The organism is Cellulosimicrobium sp. MI9406 (genome assembly GCF_040595865.1).
Taxonomy (GTDB): Bacteria; Actinomycetota; Actinomycetes; order Actinomycetales; family Cellulomonadaceae; genus Cellulosimicrobium; species Cellulosimicrobium funkei.
Genome location: NZ_JALIZI010000005.1, coordinates 32,880 through 54,255, shown reverse-complemented (window position 1 = coordinate 54,255; position 21,376 = coordinate 32,880). Strand labels below are relative to the sequence as shown.

Annotated in this window: 18 protein-coding genes; 11 read left to right on the top strand and 7 right to left on the bottom strand. The window is 74.0% G+C overall.

Annotated elements, in window-relative coordinates; genetic code table 11:
* Positions 1-15: 15 nt before the first annotated feature.
* From MT994_RS10510 to MT994_RS10495, 4 genes are all read right to left on the bottom strand, one after another.
* Positions 16-969, bottom strand: a complete 954-nt coding sequence (locus MT994_RS10510; RefSeq protein WP_021480452.1) for a carbohydrate ABC transporter permease — start codon at positions 967-969, stop codon at positions 16-18.
* A 7-nt stretch (positions 970-976) separates the two neighbouring features.
* Positions 977-1,912 (bottom strand): sugar ABC transporter permease, encoded by a 936-nt coding sequence (locus MT994_RS10505; RefSeq protein WP_076403986.1) that lies wholly within the window; start codon positions 1,910-1,912, stop codon positions 977-979.
* On the bottom strand, positions 1,909-4,083 hold the full coding sequence (locus MT994_RS10500) for an alpha-galactosidase (protein WP_354806430.1): 2,175 nt from the start codon (positions 4,081-4,083) through the stop codon (positions 1,909-1,911). The genes MT994_RS10505 and MT994_RS10500 overlap by 4 nt, the downstream gene beginning before the upstream one ends.
* Positions 4,084-4,379: 296 nt before the next feature.
* Positions 4,380-5,396, bottom strand: coding sequence for a LacI family DNA-binding transcriptional regulator (locus tag MT994_RS10495; RefSeq protein ID WP_194521670.1), 1,017 nt, complete (start codon positions 5,394-5,396; stop codon positions 4,380-4,382).
* 108 nt (positions 5,397-5,504) lie between these two features.
* Here MT994_RS10495 and MT994_RS10490 point away from each other — a divergent pair, with 108 nt between their 5' ends.
* Positions 5,505-5,816, top strand: a complete 312-nt coding sequence (locus MT994_RS10490; protein ID WP_354806429.1) for a YnfA family protein — start codon at positions 5,505-5,507, stop codon at positions 5,814-5,816.
* Positions 5,817-5,872: 56 nt separating this feature from the next.
* Here the strand turns inward: MT994_RS10490 and MT994_RS10485 are convergent, their stop codons facing one another.
* Complete coding sequence (locus MT994_RS10485) at positions 5,873-6,304, bottom strand: MerR family transcriptional regulator (protein ID WP_354806172.1); 432 nt, start codon at positions 6,302-6,304, stop codon at positions 5,873-5,875.
* Positions 6,305-6,370: 66 nt separating this feature from the next.
* Between MT994_RS10485 and MT994_RS10480 the strand changes: the two genes are divergently transcribed.
* The 5 genes from MT994_RS10480 (at position 6,371) to MT994_RS10460 (ending at position 10,632) form a co-directional block, all read left to right on the top strand.
* Complete coding sequence (locus MT994_RS10480; RefSeq protein WP_354806171.1) at positions 6,371-7,639, top strand: MFS transporter; 1,269 nt, start codon at positions 6,371-6,373, stop codon at positions 7,637-7,639.
* Positions 7,640-7,771: 132 nt separating this feature from the next.
* Complete coding sequence (locus MT994_RS10475; protein ID WP_354806170.1) at positions 7,772-8,911, top strand: RDD family protein; 1,140 nt, start codon at positions 7,772-7,774, stop codon at positions 8,909-8,911.
* A 229-nt stretch (positions 8,912-9,140) separates the two neighbouring features.
* Positions 9,141-9,389: a hypothetical protein gene (locus MT994_RS10470; RefSeq protein WP_144681297.1), complete on the top strand. Its 249-nt coding sequence runs from the start codon at positions 9,141-9,143 to the stop codon at positions 9,387-9,389.
* A gap of 43 nt (positions 9,390-9,432) precedes the next feature.
* Entirely contained in the window at positions 9,433-10,215 is a 783-nt protein-coding gene (locus MT994_RS10465) for a deoxyribonuclease IV (protein ID WP_074804546.1), read from the top strand.
* Positions 10,216-10,218: 3 nt separating this feature from the next.
* Complete coding sequence (locus MT994_RS10460) at positions 10,219-10,632, top strand: VOC family protein (RefSeq protein ID WP_076403994.1); 414 nt, start codon at positions 10,219-10,221, stop codon at positions 10,630-10,632.
* 76 nt (positions 10,633-10,708) lie between these two features.
* On the opposite strand, the gene MT994_RS10455 is transcribed toward MT994_RS10460, so the two are convergent.
* Complete coding sequence (locus MT994_RS10455) at positions 10,709-11,260, bottom strand: hypothetical protein (RefSeq protein WP_354806169.1); 552 nt, start codon at positions 11,258-11,260, stop codon at positions 10,709-10,711.
* A 247-nt stretch (positions 11,261-11,507) separates the two neighbouring features.
* On the opposite strand from MT994_RS10455, the gene MT994_RS10450 reads away from it, so the two are divergent.
* The 5 genes from MT994_RS10450 (at position 11,508) to MT994_RS10430 (ending at position 14,987) form a co-directional block, all read left to right on the top strand.
* Entirely contained in the window at positions 11,508-12,194 is a 687-nt protein-coding gene (locus MT994_RS10450; RefSeq protein ID WP_354806168.1) for a YceI family protein, read from the top strand.
* A 20-nt stretch (positions 12,195-12,214) separates the two neighbouring features.
* Positions 12,215-12,721, top strand: a complete 507-nt coding sequence (locus MT994_RS10445) for a sigma-70 family RNA polymerase sigma factor (protein WP_269467723.1) — start codon at positions 12,215-12,217, stop codon at positions 12,719-12,721.
* The gene (locus MT994_RS10440) at positions 12,718-13,437 is read left to right on the top strand and encodes a zf-HC2 domain-containing protein (protein ID WP_354806166.1); all 720 of its coding nucleotides are present in this window, start codon (positions 12,718-12,720) and stop codon (positions 13,435-13,437) included. The genes MT994_RS10445 and MT994_RS10440 overlap by 4 nt, the downstream gene beginning before the upstream one ends.
* 175 nt (positions 13,438-13,612) lie before the next feature.
* Positions 13,613-14,731: a glycosyltransferase family 2 protein gene (locus MT994_RS10435; protein ID WP_354806165.1), complete on the top strand. Its 1,119-nt coding sequence runs from the start codon at positions 13,613-13,615 to the stop codon at positions 14,729-14,731.
* Between the two features lie 91 nt (positions 14,732-14,822).
* Positions 14,823-14,987 (top strand): hypothetical protein, encoded by a 165-nt coding sequence (locus MT994_RS10430; RefSeq protein WP_158097153.1) that lies wholly within the window; start codon positions 14,823-14,825, stop codon positions 14,985-14,987.
* 72 nt (positions 14,988-15,059) lie between these two features.
* Here the strand turns inward: MT994_RS10430 and MT994_RS10425 are convergent, their stop codons facing one another.
* Entirely contained in the window at positions 15,060-21,287 is a 6,228-nt protein-coding gene (locus MT994_RS10425) for a hypothetical protein (protein ID WP_354806164.1), read from the bottom strand.
* Positions 21,288-21,376 lie beyond the last annotated feature (89 nt).

The window sequence follows — 21,376 nt, the reverse complement described above, 5'->3', positions numbered from 1 at the left end:
CCTGGTGCCGAGCGGCTACTTGATCCCGGTGAAGCCGATCGAGTTGACGATCCTCTTCGCGAAGGCGAGGAAGAGCAGGAGCATCGGCAGCGCTGCGAGCAGCGTCGCCGCCATGAGCCCCGCCCAGTCCGGGGACGCCTGGGGGGACTGCGCCCGGAAGATCCCGAGCGCGAGGGTCAGGACTCGTGAGTCGTCGGACTGGCTCACGAGCAGGGGCCACAGGTAGTCGTTCCAGGCAGTGATGTACGTGAGGACCGCCAGCGTCACCACGGCGGGCGACGCCATGGGCAGCACGATGGTGAAGAACGTCCGGAACCGGCCCGCGCCGTCGAGCTTCGCCGCCTCCTCGATCTCGAAGCTGATCCCGGCGAAGAACTGGCGGAGGAAGAACACCGCGAACGGCGTCATGAGCATCGTGGGGAGCGCGATGCCGGGCAGCGTGTCGAGCAGACCGAGGTCGCGCACGAGCAGGAAGTTCGGCAGCAGCGTGAAGATGGTCGGGACCATCAGGCCGGCGAGGAAGACCGCGTAGACGGCGTCGCGGCCCGGCCAGCGCAGCCGCGCGAACGCGTAGGCCGCCATCGCCGAGAAGAACACCTGGCACACGGTGACGAGCGTCGCGACCACGACGGAGTTCAGCAGGTAGCGCGGGAAGTCCATCGAGGCGCCGGACCCGCCGTCCGCGAGCGACTCCTGCGCGGTGGCGAGCCCGAGCGCGCGGCGGAAACCCTCCCCGCTGAACCCGACCGGCAGCGGGTCGGCCGCCCCTCCCGGCAGCGCGGCGTTCGTGGACAACGCGGTGCGGAGCATCCAGTAGAAGGGGAAGAGCGTCACGACCAGGAGGAGCGCGAGCACGACCCAGCCGAGGACCCGGCCCGGCGTGGTGCGACGTCGGCGACGGCGGGGTGCCGGCTCGGGGTGGGCGGGTCCGGTCGGCGTGGCGACGGGAGCGGGAGCTGTGGTGGTCATCGGTACCTCACGCCATGTCGTTCTGGTTCGCCCGGGTGAGCCGGAACTGGACGATCGCGATCGCGGCGAGCACCACGAGCAGCGCGACCGACATGGCCGACGCGTACCCGAAGTCGTACCCGCGGCTGAAGGCGACCTCGTAGATGTAGTACTGGATGACGTTCGAGGCGTTCGCCGGGCCGCCCTGGGTCGCGACGGAGACGGTGTCGAACACCTGGAACGAGCCGATCATCGTGACGATGAGCACGAGGCCCAGGTACGGGCGCAGCAGCGGCATCGTGATCGACCGGAACATGCGCAGCTCGGACGCGCCGTCGACGCGGCCCGCCTCGTAGAGGTTCTCGGGGATCGTCTGGAGGCCCGCGAACAGCAGGAGCGCCGTGTAGCCGAGATGGCGCCACACGTTGACGAGGGCGATCGTCGGGATCACGAGCGACTGGTCGCCGAAGAACATGATGCGGTCGCCGCCGAGCGACTCGACCAGCTCGTTGACGAAGCCGAGCTGGTAGTCGAGCAGCATGAGGAAGAGCATCGCCGCGACGACGTTGGACACGAGGTACGGCGTGAGGATGATGCCGCGGACGACCAAGGACCGCGTGAGCCGGTGCATGAGCACCGCCACCACCACCGCGAGCACCGTCTGGAGGCCGATGTTGAGCAGCACGTACCAGACGGTCACCTTGAAGGCGTTCCAGAACACCGGGTCCGCGACCATCCGCTGGTAGTTCTCGAGCCCCACGAACCCGCCGGTGTTGAAGGCGGTCGAGTCGGTGAGGCTCAGCCAGATCCCCCGGAGCGCCGGCCACAGGAAGAACACGACGAACCCGATGCCGGCGGGCAGCACGAACAGCAGGGCCGCCGGCAGGTTCCGCAGCTCCTGCGACCGGCGTCGCGCCGCCGGAGGGGCGGTCGCCCGCCGTGGACCCGTCGCCTGCGTGGTCATCGCTCCACCTCCACGTGGATCAGCACCGCCTGGTCCGGGTCGAGCGCGGGGACGCTCAGCCCGACCGACCCGAGGGCCGCTCCGCTCAGGCGGAGCCCGCCCGCCCACCACGCGGGCGCCGACCGCGGGTCGTCGGCGCGGACCACCGACGGCCCGGACGGGCGGACGACGTAGGTCGCGTCGGGGTCGAGACCGGGGAGCTGCACGCGCCCCGCCGGCCACGTCACGTGGCGCTCGCGCAGCGTGAGCCCGTACAGCGCCTCCGTGCGGTCCGGGCTCACCGCGCCGTGCAGCCACAGGTCACCCCCCTCCAGCGACCGGCGCACGACGCGGCCCGTGTGCACGAGGTGGCGCACCTGCTTGTAGTGCTCGACCCAGTCGGCGAGCTCGCGCCGCTCCGCCTCGGTGGCCTCCGAGAGGTCCCACTCGATCCCGAAGTGGCCGAAGAGCGCCGTCGCCGCGCGGAACGACAGGTCGAGCCGGCGCCCGGTCGTGTGCGCCCGGTCGGCCCCCACGTGGCTGCCGACCAGCTCGGGCGGGAGGAGCTGCGCCGTCCAGCGCTGGATCTGCTGCCGCTCGTGGGCGTCGATGCAGTCCGACGCCCAGACCCGGTCGGTCCGCTCGAGGATCCCGAGGTCGACGCGCGCTCCGCCGGACGAGCAGGACTCGATCTCGAGCCCCGGGCACCGTGCGCGGACCTCGTCCAGGAGGCGGTACGTCGCGAGCGTCTGCTCGTGGACCCCCGCACGACCGGTGCGCGTCGAGCCCGCGTCGACGAGGTCGCGGTTGTGGTCCCACTTGATGAAGTCGACACCGTGCTCGCGGACGATCGCGACGATGCTCGACAGCACGTGCTCGTACGCGCCCGGGTGCGAGAGGTCGAGCACCTGCTGGTGCCGCGCCTCGACGGGGAGCCGTCCCTCCACCTGGAGGATCCACTCGGGGTGCCGCCTCGCGAGGTCGGAGTCGAGGTTCGCCATCTCGGGCTCGAACCAGAGGCCGAACTCCATCCCGCGCCCCTTGACGTGCCGAACGAGGTCCGCGAAGCGCCCCTCTCCCCAGACGTCGTCGGACACGGTCCAGTCGCCGAGGCCCGTGGCGTCGTCCCGACGCCCGCCGAACCACCCGTCGTCGAGGACGAACCGTTCGGTCCCCACCTCGGCCGCGAGGTCGGCGAGCTCCTTGAGCCGGTCGAGGTCGTGGTCGAAGTACACGGCCTCCCACACGTTCATGACGACCGGTCGCGGGGTGCGCGGGTGCCCGGGACGTGCGCGGAGGTGGTCGTGGAAGCGGGCGGCGAGCGCGTCGAGACCGTCCGCGTGGCTCGCGTAGAGCCAGGGGCCCGAGTACGACTCCTCCGGCGCGAGCTCGACCTCGCCGGGGAGCAGCAGCTCGCCCCCGAGGAGGAGCCGACGCCCGTCGAAGGTCCGCTCTGCGGAGACGACGTGGTTGCCGCTGAACGCGACGTGGACTCCCCACGTCTCCCCGGCGTCGAACCCGAACCCGGGCTCGCCCGCGACGAGCACGGTCGCGGCGTCCGCGCCGGTCCGGCCGTGCCGGCCCTCGCGGACGTGGGAGCCGACGACGAAGGGGGACCGCTGCGGGACCCGCTCCTTGGCCCAGCGACCGGCGAGGTCGAGGAGCTCGTCCGCCGTCGTGGGGACGGGCAGGGCGAGCCGCAGGCCCTCGAGCGCGTAGGGCCGGGCGGCGACGTTGGTGACGCGGCCGCGGAGGCGGAGCAGCCCGGACGGCAGCATCTCCAGCTCCAGCCCGAGGCGCAGCCCCGCGTCCGCGTCGTGCGCCTCGACGACGACCGCGCCGCCGTCCCGACGCTGGTCGACGTCGATCCGGACCGGGCGGAACCGCGGCGACCAGCTCGCGCCCGCGCGGTGCCCCGCGAGCCCCGGCGTGCCCGTCCACCCGGTCCAGGACTCGGGCAGCAGGGAGACGCGGACGCCCTGGTCGACGCCGTTCGTCGCGAGGACGGGGCGGGTCGCGCGCTCGAGGGCCTCGAGGTCGTGCCGGCTCTCGCCGATGTCGGAGCCCCAGTGCAGGACCTCGGGCAGACCGTCCTCGGGGAGCAGCAGGACGACGGCGGCACCCGCCGCCGCCAGACGCACCACCCGGGGCCAGACGGGGGTCCCGCCCGCGTCACGGACGTCCTCGGCCATCGTTGTGCTCACCACGTACGCGCACTCCCTCGTCGCCCCGCATCGGTGCGGGTCCTGCAAACGTTGGTCAGAAGTTAACGCACACATCCGGGGTTCTGCAAACGTCGGTCAGAACGGCGGCGAGCCATCGGCGTGGTCGCGACGCGAGAGAAGGCCTCGGGACGGGGCAGACACGTCGGGCCGCGCGTTCGGGGACGGGTGCGCCAGACCGAGCGGCACGGGAGCACGTCAGGCGCGCGGGGTCTCAGGCGCGCGGGGTGTCACGCGCGCGACATCGGGCGCTCCGGGGCGTGGGGTCAGGCGCGCGGCGGCGCGGCGCTCTCCCGGACGACGAGCGTGGGCCGGGTCGCGCTGTCCTGCGGCGGCTCGCCCGTCTCGACCCAGCGCGCCAGCATCCCGAAGGTGCGCCGTCCGAGGTCGACGAAGTCCTGGGCGACCGTCGTCAGCGGCGGGCTCCACATGCGCGCGAACGGCTGGTCGTCGAACCCGACCACGCTGACGTCCTCCGGGACGCGACGCCCGCGCTCGGCCAGCGCCCGCATGACGCCGATCGCCAGCTCGTCGTTGCCGCACAGGACCGCGGTGACGTCGGGGTCGTCGGCCAGCCGCAGCCCCGCCTCGTAGCCGGAGTCGGGGTCGTAGCTCGCCTGGACGACGTCCGGCCGCTCGACCCCGGCCGCCTCGAGCGCGCGTCGCCACCCCCAGCTGCGTCCGCTGCGCGGCCGGGTCGCGGGGATCGCGACGTGGTGCACGGTGCGGTGCCCCAGGCCCAGGAGGTAGCGCGTCGCCTCCTCGCCGCCCGCCTGGTCGTCGAGGAACGCGTGCGGTCGCGGCCCCTGCCGGCGTCGCGCACCCGCGGCCGCCACGACGGGCAGCGCCTCCGGCAGCGCCTCGAGCGTGCGCACGCCGAGCGAGTCGAACTCGACCACGATCGCCCCGGCGAGCGACTGCGACAGGACGAGGTCGACCGCGCGGCCCAGGTCGCGGGGGGCCTCCGACTCCACGACGGCGATCGAGACGACGTAGCCCGCGGCGCGTGCCGCCTCCTCGATCCCCTGGAGCGTGGCGGCGTAGCCGTAGCGCAGCGTGTTGCGCGCGAGCACCGCGACCGTCGACCTCCGCCCGCTGACGAGCGTCTGCGCAGCGGCGTTGGGGCGGTAGCCGAGCTGCGAGACGGCGGCCTGCACCTTGTCCCGCAGCCTCGGGCTCACCGGGGTGCGTCCGGTGAGGACGCGCGACACCGTCGAGACGCTCACCCCGGCGAGCTCAGCCACGTCGGAGAGCACGGGCGGCTGGTGTCTGGGAGTCGTCACCCCGGAAGGCTACGCCGAATCCCGACCTACGTTTGCACGAAGAGACACCGCCACGGCGCACGCGCTCCCCCCTACGCTGGCGCGCATGGACCTCGCGCGCTCGACCCGCTGTTCGTGCTCGCCGCGCTGCTCGAGATCGGCGGGGCGTGGCTCGTGTGGCAGGGGCTCCGCGAGCACCGGGGCTGGCTGTGGATCGGGGCGGGCGTCGTCGCGCTCGGGCTCTACGGCGTCGTCGCGACGCTCCAGCCGGACGCGAGCTTCGGGCGCATCCTCGCCGCGTACGGCGGGGTGTTCGTCGCCGGCTCGCTCGCGTGGGGCATGGTCGTGGACGGCTTCCGCCCGGACCGCTGGGACGTGGCCGGCGCACTGCTGTGCCTCGCCGGCGTCGCCGTCATCATGTACGCCCCACGCCCCGAGTGACCGAGGCCCCCCGCCCACGCCCTGCCCATCCCCCGCCGAGCACGACGTTGCCGTCGCTATCCGGGGGATGACGACAGCAACGTCGTGCTCGACGAGGCGCTCCCGGCGACGCGGTCCTCCGGGCGCTGGGCGAACGGGCGGATGCGGTCGAGGTAGTCGGCGATCGCCTCGCGGTTCTTCTCGAGGATGCGGATGCGGTCCTCCAGGCGCGCGAGCTCGGTCTCGAGGAGCGCGATCTTGTCCGGGTAGGCGTTGTGCAGGTGGATCTCCGGCGCGTTGCCGAGGCACGGCAGGAACTCCTTGATGATCTTCGTCGTGAACCCCACCTCGAGGAGCCCGCGGATCTGGAGCACGCGGTCGACGAGGTGCTCGCCGTACTCGCGGTAGCCGTTCTCGGCCCGCTCGGGCGTGAACAGGCCCTGCTCCTCGTAGTACCGCAGGAGTCGCGTCGGGGTCCCGGTGCGCCGGGACAGCTCGCCGATCCGCACGTGATCCTCCTCACCGGGTCGTGTCGCTTGACCTTCACATCAATGTCAGACATCGATGCTAACCCCATGTCCACGACGAGCACACCCACCACCGGCCCCACGGCCGCCGCCGTCCCGGGCCCCGTCTCGGCCGCCGTCCCGGGCCCCGCCTCGGCCGACACCCCGGCGACCCCGATGACCCCGGTGACCCCCGGCCGCCTGCCCGTCGCCGCGCTCCTCGCGCTCGCGGCGTCGGGGTTCCTCACGCTCCTCACCGAGATCCTCCCCGCGGGCGTGCTGCCCGCCATGGCCGCCGACCTCGGCGTCGGGGCCGGCGCGGCCGGGCAGACCGTCACCGCGTTCGCCGTCGGGGCGATCGTCGCCGCGATCCCGCTCACGCGCGCCACAGCACGGTGGGACCGCCGCATGCTGCTCCTCGTGGCGGTCGCGGGGTTCGTCGTCGCGAACACCGTCACCGCGGTGTCGTCGTCGTTCGCGCTGACGCTCGTCGCGCGCTTCGCCGCAGGGCTCGTCGCGGGGCTGACGTGGGCGCTCCTGCCCGGGTACGTGCGCCGGATCGTGCCCGCAGACCGCGTCGGCCGCGCGATGACGATCGCCATGGCAGGCGGTCCGCTCGCCCTGACTCTCGGCGTCCCCGCCGGGGCCGTGCTGGGCGCCGCCGTCGGGTGGCGCTGGACGTTCGGCGTCCTCTCCGTCGTCGGGGTCGCGCTGCTCGCCTGGATCCGGCTCGGCGTCCCCGGCGCGGCGGGCACCCCGCGCGGCGCGCAGCTCGCGATCCGCGCCGTCCTCCCCCGCCCCGGCCTGCGGCCGGTGCTGCTCGTCGCCGGGCTCAACGTGCTCGCCAACACGTCCCTGTACACGTACGTCGCGGTCCACCTCGCGCACCTCGGCCAGGGCTCGCGCACCAGCGCGCTGCTCCTCGTCCTCGGCGCCGCGTCCGCCGGGGCGCTCGTGCTCGTCGGGGCGCTGATCGACCACCGCCTGCGCGCCCTCACCCTCGGGTCGGTCGTCGTCTTCGCCCTCGCGATGCTCGTGCTCGGCCTCGCCCCGACGTCGACCGTCGTCGTCGTGCTCGCCGTCGCCGCCTGGGGTGCAGCGTTCGGCGGCGCCGGGACGCTCTACACGACCGCCGCCGCCCGGGCCGCGGGCGACGGCGCCGACGTCGCGCAGTCCGCCCTCGTCACCGTGTGGAACACGTCCGTCGCGCTCGGCGGTGCCGTCGGAGGCGCGGCGCTCGCCGTCGCGGGACCGGGCGGCCTCCCGTGGGTCTCCCTCGCGCTCATGGTCCCGGTGCTCGCGACCGTCGCCCGGGGTCGGCGGCACTCCTTCCGCTGAGACGGCCGCCGAGCACGAGGTCGCTCCGCGTCGAGCACGAGGTTCCCGGCGTTCCCGGCACGAGAACGCCGGGAACGTCGTGCTCGGCGGGAGGGTGTGGTCAGCGGGGGCGCGCTGTGCCAGGATGCGCGCGTGGCCATCGACGCCCCGACCGGCAGGGGGCCGACGCACGCCGTCGGAGCCGGAGACCTCGACGACACGCTGCCGGAGCTCGAACCCGCGCACGGCCCCTACGCGAGCTGGTCGCGCCGGGTCGTCGCGTCGCTGCTCGACACCGCGATCGCCGCGACGGTGCTGTTCCTCGCCGTCGGGCCGGCCTACGAGGTCGCCTGGATCCCGACGATCAGCTTCGGCGTGAGCACGGAGGCACCGGTGCCCGGCGGGGGCTGGTGGGCCTTCGGCACCGTGGCCGCGCTCCTCGCCCTCCAGGCCTGGACGGGCGCGACCCCCGGCAAGCGGACGGTGGGGATCGTCGTCGTGCACGACACCACGGGTCGCCCCGCGGGTCTCGTGCGCACCGTCCTGCGGAGCGTGGCGCACATCCTCGACGCGCTGCTCTACATCGGCTTCCTCCGCCCCCTGTGGAACGCGCAGCGCCGCACGTTCGCCGACTCGCTGTGCAGCACCGTCGTGCTCCGGCGCGTGCGACCGCCCGTCCCGTTCCTCGGCCCGGGCACCGGCCTCGGCGGCCCGACGCCGTCGCGCGTCGTGACCGGCGCGGCGACGGTCCTCGCTGTGGGCAGCGCCGTCTTCATGCTCGGCCCTGCCACGTCCACCACCGGCGACCCGGAGATGCAGTCGTGCACGCCCGAGGTGGCGGCCGGGTCCCCGCTGACGGTCGGCGACATCGACGTCTCCGGCTGGTCGGTGCCGGGCACCGTGACCCGCTGGGGCGTGACCCGCGCGGACCCGCTCCCCGCGTGGGCCGGCGAGGAGGCGGGCCTCGAGGCGGCGTTCACCGTCGACGTCGCCCCGGGGGTGGCGCTCGACGGGCCGCTGGACGGCGCGCTCGTACTGCGCCTCACGACGTGGCAGGGCGACGAGCTGGGCGAGTACCGGTCGTCCTTCCGCGTGGAGCAGACGCCGGACGGCGGGCCAGAGTGGGAGTCGGTCGAGCCCACGACGCCGGGCTCCGGTCTCGGCACGGTCCACGTCCCGGCGGGGACGGTCGATCTCCTGCCGGAGGCCTGGCGCTGGGAGGCCTCGGTGGTTGTCGACGGCGAGGAAGGCTCGCAGACGATCGCCACGTGCGGAGCCCGCGGCCCCGCCTGACCTGACCGGCCGCCGTCGAGCACGGGGTCGGCGACCGGGATCGGTCTCGGGCGGTCGGGAACCCCGTGCTCGGCGGCCGGGTGGGACCGCAACATCGCCGAAACGTCCAGGACGACCGGGGGAAACGTCGCGGTCGCACGATGAGGGGGCGCCGGGCGGCGAGCCCGGCGCACCAGCATCGTCCCGACCCTCCGCCGCCCCGCGCGACGGAGTCCCCGAGGAGGCTCCCGTGCCGGACAACCGCCCGCTCTTCTCCGCACCGCCCGCCCCGACGTCGGCCGGCCCGACGACCACGACGGCGCACCGCGCGGCCGACCACGGCGCCGCGCCCGACCTCAACGTCCACGGCGAGCCGCGCCGTCGGGCGAACCCCGGCGACGAGCTCACGGTCGACCCGACCGACCGCCGTCGGCGCGCCCGCGCGGCGCTGCTCGACCTGCGCCGTGACGTCATCCGGCGGAGCTCGACCGGCTGGTGACGAGCGGCCGCGCGCGTGGGCGGCGCCGCGTAGGTTGGTCCCCATGCGGATCGGAGCCCACCTCGACCAGTCGGACGTCATCGCGCAGGCAGCGAGCATCGGCGCGGACGTCGCCCAGATCTTCCTCGGCGACCCCCAGTCCTGGAAGGGACCGGAGTTCACGTTCCCCGGCGGCGCGGAGGCCCTGAAGGACGCCGCCGCGGCGGCGGACCTCGAGCTCGTCGTGCACGCGCCGTACGTCATCAACGTCGCGAGCCCCAACAACCGCATCCGCATCCCGAGCCGCAAGCTGCTCCAGCAGATCGTGGACGGCGCGGCGGCGGTCGGCGCGACGGGCGTCGTGGTCCACGGCGGGCACGTCACCGCGAAGGAGGACCCGGCGAAGGGCTTCGACAACTGGCGCAAGGCGATCGACGCGCTCCAGACGGACGTCACCGTGTACATCGAGAACACCGCCGGGGGCGACTTCTCGATGGCTCGCCGACTCGACCGGATCGAGGGCCTGTGGGCGGCCGTGCAGCAGGCCGACGGCGCCGAGAACGTCGGGTTCTGCCTCGACACGTGCCACGCGTGGGCGGGCGGCATCGACCTCACGACGGCGGTCGACGACGTGCGCGCGATCACCGGCCGCGTCGACCTCGTGCACCTCAACAACAGCCGCGACACCGCGGGCTCCGGCGCCGACCGCCACGCCGGCCTCACGGCCGGGACGATCGACCCGGAGCTCCTGCTCGGGGTCGTGCGCGCGGCGGGCACGTCGGTCGTCTGCGAGACGCACGCCGACGTCCCGGCCGACGTCGCGTGGCTGCGCGAGCAGGTCGGCTGAGCCGTGGGAGACCCCCGCCCGCTGCGGCTCCGCAACGTCACCGTCGACGCGCGCGACCCGCGCGCGCTCGCGGAGTTCTACCGGCGCCTGACCGGCTGGGCGTACACGCCGGGCCACGAGGTCGCCGACCCGGCGGGCGACGACTGGCTCTCGCTCCAGGTCCCGGGCGGCGCGTCGCGCCTCGCGTTCCAGCGGTCCGACGCCGAGGTACGACCCTGGCCCGGCGGGGCGCGCGTGCACGTCGACCTCGACGTCCCCGACCTCGACGCGGCGCACGAGCACGCGCTCGCGTGCGGCGCGCGCCCGCTCACGGGCACGCCGGAGGACGAGGGCCACCCCGACGACCTGTTCCGCGTCTACGCGGACCCGGAGGGCCACCCGTTCTGCCTGAGCTCGCCGCCGCTCGACCACCCGTGAGCGGCCGGTGCAGGGCTGCCCGGCGCGAGGCCGGTTCCCGCAGGACCAGCCCGCGCGCGACCGGTCGGCGCACCGGTCAGTAGCCCGACCCGGCGGCGGGGGACGCGTCCATGATCTCGGTGCCGTCGGGCGCCACGACGTGCCAGACGCCGTTCACGCCCTGGCCCGTGACGTCGCCAGGGCCGGTGTCGGCCGCGTACGTGTAGACCGGGCGGCCGTCGACGGTGACCTGGAGCTCGCCGTCGACCCCGGTGATGGTGCCGACCTCGCCCGTCACGCCGTCGACCTCGGGGTCCGCGCTCGCCGCGTGGACGGCGGGCCACGCGGCGGCGCACTCGCCCTCGCACGCGCTCGTGCCCGAGCCCTTCGTGTCCTTGTCGTAGTAGTAGACGGTCATGCCCTGGCCGTCGACCACGACGGTCCCGAGCGAGGAGTCCGCCGTGCCGAGCACGACGTCCGACGAGCCGCCGCCCGCCGAGCCCTCGGAGGCCGAGCCCGACGGGCTGGAGCCACCGCCCCCGTACAGTCCGCCTCCCCCGCCGGAGCACCCGGCGAGGGTGGCGGCGAGCAGGGCGGTGACGGCCCACGTGGTGGCGGCCGGGACACCGGTGGTCAGGGTGCGTCGCATGTCGACTCCTCGGAAGGACGGTCGGGGTCGCGAGCACGGCCCCTACTCTCACGACGGCGCGGCGCGTCACGAGGTTCACCGGCCTGCCCGCGCGTCGGCCCGCACGCCGCACGCCCGTCCGGCGGCCCGTCCGACCGTCGGGCCCACCGCCCGGCCGCGTAGCGTCGACGGGCCCGGGTGAACCGATCGGGCCGCTGCCTCGTCTCCCAGGTGACGGAGTCGCAGAGGATGATCGGAAGGGGCAGACGTGCGCAGGAGGACGAAGGTGCTCGTGGGGGTCGGGGTCGGTGTCGTGGTGCTCGGCGGTGCGGCCGTCGCGTTCGGCCCGGGCCTGTACGCGGACTGGTCCAACCGCGCGGCGGCCGAGGAGCCGACGCTCGACGCGCCGTCGGGCGACGGCGCCGCGCTCGACCCGGCGGACCTGGCCGGTGCGTGGATGGTCGGGGACGGCTCGTACGCGGGGTACCGCGTGCACGAGGTGCTGCAGGGCGAGGACGTCACGGTGACCGGCCGGACCGAGGAGGTCACGGGGTCGTTCACCGTCGCGGACGGCGCGCTCACCGCGGCGACGATCGAGGTCGACATGGCGAGCGTCGCGACCGACGAGCCGCCGCGCGACGCGTACTTCCGGGGCGACGCGCTCGAGGTCGGGACGTACCCGACCGCGACGTTCGAGCTGACCGGTCCCGTGGACCTGCCGACCGGGTCGGGCGACGTCGAGCTCGCGGGCGACCTGACGATCCACGGCGTGACGCAGGCCGTCACGGTCGAGGCGCAGGTCGGCCCGACCACCGACGGCGTCCAGGTCGTCGGGAGCGTGCCGATCACGTTCTCCGACTTCGACGTGGAGGCGCCGAGCCTCGGGTTCGTCACGGTCGACGACGCGGGCAGCGTCGAGTTCGGTCTCGACCTCGTGCGGTCGGCCGGGTCGTGACCGACGGGGAGGTGCCGCGCGTGCGCGCCGACGCCGACGACCTGCTGCGGGCGGTCCACGCCGCGCACGGGCCGGCGCTGGAGCGCTACGTCGCGCGCCTCACCGACGACCCGGCGCAGGCGCAGGACGTGGTGCAGGAGACGCTGCTGCGCGCGTGGCGCCACCCCGAGGTGCTGGAGCGGCCGGAGGGTTCGGTGCGCGCGTGGCTCTTCACGGTGGCGCGCAACCTCGTCGTCGACGAGCTGCGCAGCGCCCACCACCGCCGCGAGCTCGCGAGCGCCGACGTGCCCGACCGCGGCGAGGCCGACGCGACCCAGGCCGTGCTCGACGCGTGGCTCGTCGCGGACGCGCTGGTCTCGCTCTCGCCCGAGCACCGGGCGGTCGTCGTCGACGCCTACTACCACGGGCGCTCCGTGGCCGAGATGGCGTCGGCGCACGGAGTCCCGCCCGGGACGGTGAAGTCCCGCATGCACTACGCGCTCCGCGCGCTGAGGCTCGCGCTGCAGGAGAAGGGAGTCTCGTCATGACCGCTTCCCCGGACCCGTACCGCGAGTGGGACGCCGCCTACGTGCTGGGCGCGCTCAGCCCGCGCGACCGGCGCGCGTTCGAGCAGCACCTCGCGACGTGCGCGGCGTGCCGTGAGGCCGTCGCGGAGCTCGCGGGCATGCCGGGCATCCTCGGCATGCTCACGGCCGAGCACGCGGACGCGCTCGTGGACGACGCGCGCACCGACCACCCGGCCGAGGCGTCCGGCGGGGCGGGGGGCGCCGTCGTGCCGCTCGCGGTGGTGGCCGCGAGCGCCCGGCGCCGCCGCACCCGACGGCGGTCGCTCCTGTCCGTGGCGGCGGTGGGCCTGGTCGTCGCGGGCGCCGCGGGCGGCGCGGCGGTGACGCGGTCCGACGACGTCCCGCCCCCCGCGACGTCCGGCACGACCCAGGTCGCGCTCGAGCCGGTCGGCGGCGCGGACGTGCGCGCTGAGCTCACGCTCACGCCGGCCTCGTGGGGCACGCGCCTCGACTGGTCTTGCTCGTACCCGGCCGGGGTCTGGGAGGACGGCGCGACGTACGAGCTCGTGCTCGTGGACGACGACGGCACGCGCTCGGTCGTGGCGACGTGGTCCTCGACGGAGGCGGGGAGCTCGTCGGGCCTGGGCGCGTCGTCGGCTGTGCCGGTGGACGGGATCGCCCGGCTCGAGCTCGGGGTCGTGGGGGTGGACGGCGCGCTCGCGGCCGCCGACGTCTGACCGCGTCCGCGCCGCGAGGGCGGCGCGAACCTCAGGAATTCCTCTGATTGAACTCTCAATCAGATTTCCGGAACGCTGAGCCAGACCTCGCCGACCCCCGCGCCGCCCCCGCGGGAACGCTGAGGCGACCGCCGGAGGCTCCTTGTCGACAGCACTCGTCGACCTGGAGCCTCCGGTGAACACCACTGCCCCGCACACCCCCCGCCACCGCGCCGAGGCGGCCGCCCATCCCGCGGACGGGCCCGCCGTGCGCGTCGTCGTCGTCATCCCCGCCCACGACGAGGAGCAGGCGCTCCCCGCCACCGTCGCCTCGCTCGCGGCCCAGACGCGCCGCCCCGACCGGGTGCTCGTCGTCTCGGACAACAGCACGGACGCGACCGTCGCGGTCGCCCGCGCCGCCGGTGCGGACGTCATGGAGACCGTGGGCAACACGGCCCGCAAGGCGGGCGCGCTCAACCAGGCGATCGCGACCACGACGGAGGACGTCGTCATGGTCCTCGACGCGGACACGACGATCGCCCCCACGTTCGTCGAGGAAGGGCTCGCCGTCCTCGCCTCGGCGCCCGAGGTCGCCGCGGTCGGCGGCGTGTTCCGTGGTCGGCCGCCGCAGGGCTACCTGCAGCACTGCCAGGCCAACGAGTACACGCGCTACGGCGTGCAGGTGGACCTCACCGGCCGCACGGCCGTGCTCACCGGGACCGCCGCGCTCGTGCGCCGCGCCGCGCTGCAGGAGGTCGCCGACGCCCGCGGCTCGGTCCTCCCCGGCGAGCGCGGCGACGTGTACGACCGGCACGCGATCACCGAGGACTCCGAGCTCACCCTCGCGCTGCGCACGCTCGGCCACGAGCTGCGCTCCCCCGTCACCATGAGCTGCACGACCGAGCTCATGCCGACGGCCGGAGACCTGCACCGGCAGCGCGTCCGCTGGTACAAGGGGATGCTCGACAACCTCGCCGAGTACGGGCTCACGCGCACCACGTGGCGCTACGTCGGCCAGCAGGTGATGCTCGCCGTCGGCACGCTCATGATGGCGGCCTACCTGCTCCTCACGGTCGTCACCCTCGTGACGGGGACCTTCACGCTGTCCCCGCTGTGGGCGGCCGTCGGGCTCGTCTTCGTCGCGGAGCGCCTCGTCACCGTCTGGGGCGCCGGGCGGCGCGCACGGCTGCTGGCCGCGCTCGTGCTGCCGGAGCTCCTCTACGACCTCGCCCTGCAGCGCGCGTTCCTGCACGCCGCAGCGCTGTTCGTCACGCGGCGCCAGACGACGTGGAACCACGTCGCCGCCACCGCCTGACCCTCACCCCTCCCCTCGCCGACCCGCCCCGTCGCGCACGCGACCGGGACGTCCTCGGCATGCCCTCACCCGTCCCGGAAGGACAGCAGCCATGTACAACTCGACCCTCGCCCAGACCGCCCCCGTCCTCGCCGTCACCGGTGTCGCGACCGCGTTCCACGTCGTCGCGGCCTGGACGCTCCTCGTCGCCGGCCTCGCGCTCGTCACGACGGCGCGCGTCCTGCGCCGTCGGGCCGCCGCCCGCGCGCAGCGCTGAGAGACGGCCGACGAACAGCCCTGCCCACGACCGGTGGGGACGGTCGTGGGCAGGGCCTTCCTCGTCGCGCCGTCAGCCGACGGCGTTCCGACGCCGGGCCGCAGCCACGGCCAGGAGGCCGAGGAGCAGCAGGAGCGCTGCCCCGCCGGCGACCCACGCCAGGGTCGCGCCGGTCGTGGCCAGCGACCCGCCGGGCTTGCCCGGCGTGCCCGGGTCGCCCGGCCGGTCAGGCGTCGCGCACGCCTGGGCGGCGTCGGTCAACCCGTTGTGGCCGATCCCGGCGGTGTTGGCGAACCCGCCGCTGCCGTCGGAGCCCGGCTCGGGGCAGGTGAACGTCGTGTCGTCCACCTGCTCCGTGTCGAGGGTCGCGACGACCTCCACCCGGTAGGTGTGGGTGGCCCCCGCGGCGAGGCTCACGCCGGTCGCCACGACGTTGGCCGGGTCGCCTTCCGCGCCCTGGCCCGTCCACGAGCCCGACGGCGTGACGCCGTCGGGCGCCGAGGTGACCGTCGCGCTGCGGACCTCGATGCCGGCGCCGTAGCGCAGGCGGTCGGTGAGGTCGTAGACCCCGGCGGCGGCGCCGTCGTTCGTGGCGGTGACGGTGTAGGCCACCGTCCACGACCCGTCGGGACCCTTGACCGGCGCGCCGTCCGTCGACTTGGTGATGTCGACGGAGGGCACGGGGGCGCAGTCGGTGTCGGTCTGCGTCCCGCCCGTCTCGTCCGTGAGCGTCGCCGCGTTGTTCAGTCCCTGCTCGGTGAGGTTGCCCCCGGGAGCCGCGGTGCACGCGGGCGAGCCCGTGCCGTCGTCCTCCACGTCCGTGAAGTGCAGCGGCACGCCGGCGACCACGGTGACGCGGTAGACGTGCGGGGCGTACCCCTCGTCGTCCAGGCCGCCGATCACGACGTCGGTCGCGATCCGCCGGTCGGTGTCGCCGTCGAACCCGTCGTTCAGGGTGACGCCGTCCGGACCGGTCACCGCGACCGAGTCGACGGTGATGACCGGGGCGAAGAGCAGCTCGTCGTCCAGGTCGTAGGTCGTGGCCTCCCCGCCGACGTTGCCGACGGTGAGGTCGTAGACGACCTCCCACGTCCCGTCGCCGGTCGGTCGAGCGGAGACCAGCGCCTTGTCGAGGGTGGGCTTGCCCGGACGCACGCACTCCTCGTCCTGCCCTGGGATGCCGTTCCAGTCCACAGCCGCGACGTTGTTCAGCCCGCCGGGCACCGTGCCACCGTCCGTGGTGCACACGTCCGTGTCCGGGATCTCGACGTCGGACAGGTCCGCCGCGTACCGCACCGTGACCGTGTAGGTGTGCACGACCGGGCCCGTGCCGGCACCCGCGATGGGCTGACCGGTCACGATCCGGACGTCCTCGAGGCCGTCGAAGCCCTCGTTGACGCCCACAGACTCCGGCGCGTCGGTGACGACACCCTGGACACCGACGACCGTCACGCCCTCGCCCGGCGCGAGCGTGTCGTCCAGGTCGTAGACCCCGGCACCCGGGCCCCGGTTGGTCACCGTGACCTCGTACACCACGTCGTACACGCCGTCCTCGCCCTCGACCGGCGTCACCGCACCCGAGAGGGACTTGGTGATGTCGAGGAGCGGGAGGGTGGCGCACACGTCGTCGTCCTGCGTCTCGCCGTTGTGCGTCAGCGCGCCGGCGTTGGCGAGACCACCGGTCTCACCGGACCCCGGCTCGGGGCACGCGAGCGTGTCCGGCGTGACCGTCGCGGCATCGAGCGAGACCACGACCTGCACCTGATAGGTGTGCGTGGCACCGGCCTCCAGCGTGGCCGCCGTGGCGACCACGTTCTCCTCCGAGCCCGCCTCGCCCTGGCCGGTCCAGCCCGCGTTCGGCTCGATACCGTCCGGCGCCGTGGCCACCGTCGCCGACTCGACGACGATGCCCTCGCCGTACTGCAGCCGGTCGACCACGTCGTAGTCGCCTGCAGCCTGGCCCGTGTTGGTGGCCACCAGGTCGTACGTGATGGTCCACGTCCCGTCGCCGTTGCCCGTCGGGCCCGCCGAGATCGACTTGTCGAACTCGATCAGCGGCAGCGAGGCGCACACCTCGTCCTCGACCACGATCCCGTTGTGGTCCAGGCTCGTCGAGTTCGCCAGACCACCGTTCTCACCGCTGCCCGGGGGCGGGCACTGCAGGTCCACCGGGTCGATCGTGGCCTCGTCCATCTGGACCGTGACCTCGACCTGGTAGGTGTGCGACGCGCCCGCGGCGAGCTCGACGCCGGACGCCACGAGGTTCTCCGGGTCGGCGTTCTCCGCACCCAGGCCGGTCCACCCCGCGTTCGTCTCGACCCCGTCCGGGGCCGCGGTGACCGCGGCGTCGACGATCTCGATGCCGTCGCCGTAGTGCAGGCGGTCGAACACGTCGTACTCGCCCGACTCGCCGCCGACGTTCTCGGCCACGACGTCGTAGACGATCGTCCAGGTCCCGTCGCCGTTCGGTGTCGGGCCCGCGCTGATCGACTTGTCCACGACGATGTACGCGATCGCCACGCACGCCGTCGCGTCGTCGGTCAGGTCGTTGTGCTCGACCGTCGCCGCGTTCGACAGGCCGCCCGGAGAAGCCCCGGGCTCGGCCGAGCACGGCGTGATCGCCGGCGCGCCCTCGACGCCCTCGGCGATCCCCAGCACGACCTCGACCTGGTAGGTGTGCGTCCCGCCCGCGGGCAGGACGACGCCGGAGGCGATGACGTTCTCCGGGGCGCCCTCGGCACCCAGGCCCGTCCACGCCGCGTTCGGCGTCACACCGTCCGGGGCGGTGACGACGGCGCCCGAGCGGACCTCGAGGTCACCGTCGGCCGTCATCCGGTCCGTCACCTCGTAGGTGCCGTCGGCAGCGCCCGCGTTCGTCGCGACGACGTCGTAGGTCACCGTCCACGTCCCGTCACCGTTCGGCGTCGGGCCGGCGGAGACCGTCTTCGCGATGTCGATCGACGGGATCGGCGCGCACGCCTGGTCCTCCTCCGTCTCGCCCTCCGGGCCGGTCAGCCCGGAGGCGTTGTTGAACCCCTGGTCCGCGTCCGACCCCTCGGCGGGGCAGGCGGTCGGGGCATCGGCGCCGGAGCCGGCACCGTCGAGCTGCAGCGGCACGTCGGCGAGGACGGTGACGCGGTAGACGTGCGGGGCGTAGCCCTCGTCGTCGTTCCCGGCCAGCGGTACGTCTGCCGCGACCAGGGTGTTTCCCTGGCCGTCCCAGGCCGGGTCGGCGAGGACGACGCCGTCGGGCGCCTGCGTCACCGTCGCGGAGACGATCGTCGCCTGGTCCGTGAAGTGCAGCGCGTCCGTCAGGGAGTAGGTGGTCGACGGGGTCTGCGTGTTCGACACGACGACCTCGTACACGACCTCCCAGCGACCGTCGCCGACCGGGGTGGCCGAGACGACCTCCTTGGTGTGCGTCGGCGTACCGACGACGACGAACCCGGCCGGGTCGCAGTTGATCGTGGGCTCGACGCCCGAGTCCGCCGGCACGTCCGCGTCCGCGCACGCCGTGTTCACGACGGAGTCGGCGACGGGCTCGGTGAGCTCGATCTCGAACTCGTGGCTCTCGGTCGCTCCCGGGGCGAGGGACTCGATCGTGAACGACCCGAGCTCCGGCTGCAGGTCGTCGGAGACCGCGACGTTCGTCAGCGTCCCCTGACCCGTGTTCTCCACGACGATCCGGTAGCGGACCGTGTCGCCGACGCGGAACCGCGGGTAGTCCAGCGGGTCGTTCGCGTCGCGCCACTCGCCGTCGGCGTCCTGCACGTACTTCTTCAGCGACGCCGAGTAGTAGTTCGCGATCGAGGTCGACGCCGACGTGCGCATGACGAGGCGCGTGTTCTCGGCACGGCCCTGCGCGCGGTTCACGAGGACGTCGCCCCCGACCATGCCGTCGGTCACGACCGGGACGTCGAGCGTCAGCTCGCCCCGCGCCGGGAGGGCGCCGGTGATGACGCGCACCGCGGTGGCGTCGGGGGTGTACGTGGTGCTCCACCCGACGGTGTTGCCGGTGGTGCTGCCCGCCGAGCCGTTCGTGGCGTCGGCCGGGTCGTCGGTGAGCGTCGCCGGGTCGGCGGTCGTGTAGTAGACGGTCCCCCCGACCGAGGACGTCACCGGGCCGTCGAGCCGGTACGAGCCCGAGAACGCGGTCCCGCGGCCGTCACCCACGTACGGGAGGATGTCGATCACGTCGACGAACTCCTGCGGGAGGGGATCCTCGGAGCGCACCAGCACGGTCCACGAGCCCGCGCCCGCGCCGTCGCCCGCGAGGTTGGGGATGAACGCCTGGTCCGCCGTCTTGATGATCCGCGTCAGCCCGGACTCGTTGACCACGACCGTCGCGGTCGCGGAGTCCGACTGCACGCCCTCGGCCGAGGCGGTGACGGTGTTGACCAGCCGCTCACCGCCGGCGACGTCGTCGGGGTACGTCACCTGGTAGGACAGCGACTGCGGAGTGTTCGTGGGCACCCCGTCGAGGGTCCACGTGAGGACCTGCTGACCGGAGCCGTTCGTCGTAGCGACCGGTTCAGGGCTCGACGAGCCCGGGACGTACGTCGTGCCGAGCGGCAGCGTGTCCACGAGCTGGTAGTCGTCCACGGTGGGCGCGACCGCGCCCGTCCCGTTCGCGGCGTAGCTCAGCGTGTAGGTCGCCTGCCCGCCCGGGTCGACCGTCGTCGGGAGCACCGACTTCGCCACGTCCGGCGTGACACCGATGACTCGCACGATGTCTCGGCCGCCCACCGCGTACGGGTAGCGCGCGTCCGGCGTCAGCGTCGCGGACGGTCCGGCGTCGGACGGTGAGGTCGACCGCGCCGCGTTCACCCAGGCGTTCGTGGCCGACGAGGGGTTGATGTACGACCCCCAGGTCCACACGTCCTGGCCGACCTGGGCGCTGGGCAGGAGCCGCTGCGTCGCCTGCAGGACGAGATCGCGCTGCCAGCGTGCCGCCGTCATGGAGTACGTGGCGCGGACCGCCTTGACGGTCGACAGGTCCGCGGGGCGGGTCGTGGTCCACCCCGTGGTCCCCTCGCACGTGAACGCGTTCGGGTCGTAGGACGCGCTCGCGGGATTCACCAGCGCCGAGGTCCCGACGTAGTAGGCGACGGGCAAGCCGGCGGGCTCACCGGTCGTCCCGTTGTCGAAGCGCGTGAGGGCACCCGTGAACTCCACGTACCGCGTGTCCAGCACCAGGCAGAGACCACCCTGCGTGGAGTTCTGGTTCTGGACGTTCGGGTAGAGCACGCGCACTGCCGAGCCGAGCTCCGACTCCGGGGCGACGCGGTAGGTGTCGGACCACACGGTCGCGTTCGAGCCCGTGTAGCCGGGCTGCCACGCGTGCGACCAGACGCCCGTCGTCCAGTTCTTCGCCGTGGTGTTGTTCGCGGGGTCGTCGTTGGCCGTCTGCCCGTCGACCGCGGTGTAGGTCGGCGCACTGGACGTGACCGAGATCTGCCCTGCGCCCGCCGTCGTGACGACCCGCAGCTGGATCTGCCCGGACGCGACCGCGACGCGGTCCGTCGGCAGCGGGTTCCCGGCCGAGTCCGTCGTCGGCACCTGCGCGTGGCTGTAGTCGATCCCGGCCAGCGTCAGCGTGTACGAGGTCGAGCTGTTGCGCGTGAGCGTGCAGGACGCGACGGACGGCGCCACCTGGCTCGCGTCGTGGGTCCCGCCCGACCACGGGTGCCCGGTCGCCGTCCCGCTCGTGAACGGCGAGCACGCCTGCGGCCCGACCTGCGTGACCGCGCCCAGGCTGTTGGACACCGTGAGGTCGTAGCTGACGGGGTCCTGACCGGCGGGGCTGTTCGGGCCGTGGAACAGCGTCCAGTTGAACGTGAAGTCGCGGGACGTGTCGTTGCGCGTGCTCCCGGACACGCTCTCCACCCAGTGGATGTCCTGCGCGAACCCGTTCTGCACGGGCAGCTCGGGCAGCGACGTCTGCTGGTCGGCGATCGTGGCGCCCGCGCTCACGGTCTCCCCGGACACGGCCGTCACGCGCATCGGCGTGGTCAGCGAGAACGCCGTGCCCTCGGTCTGCGTCCCCACGTTGCACACGAGCGTCGAGCCGTCCTCGGCGACGCTCGACGCGGGGTCGACGCCCTCCACGAGGCACGCGGGCGGGAGCGCGTCGAACACCGCTCCCTGCGCCGCGATCGTCACCGTGACGTTCTCCACCGGCTCGTTGCCGGGGGCCGCCGCGTCGTCGTTGAGGTTGAACCACCACGCGGCGGACACGGCGTCACCGGTCTCGAGCGTCGCGGGCGTGGTGTCGGCCCAGGACCCCTCGAGCTCGTACACGGTCGCCGCCGTCGCGGGCAGCGCCGCGGCCGTGAGCCCCGCGCCTCCCAGGACCAGGGCCGTGACGCCACCGATCAGGCGACGTGCAC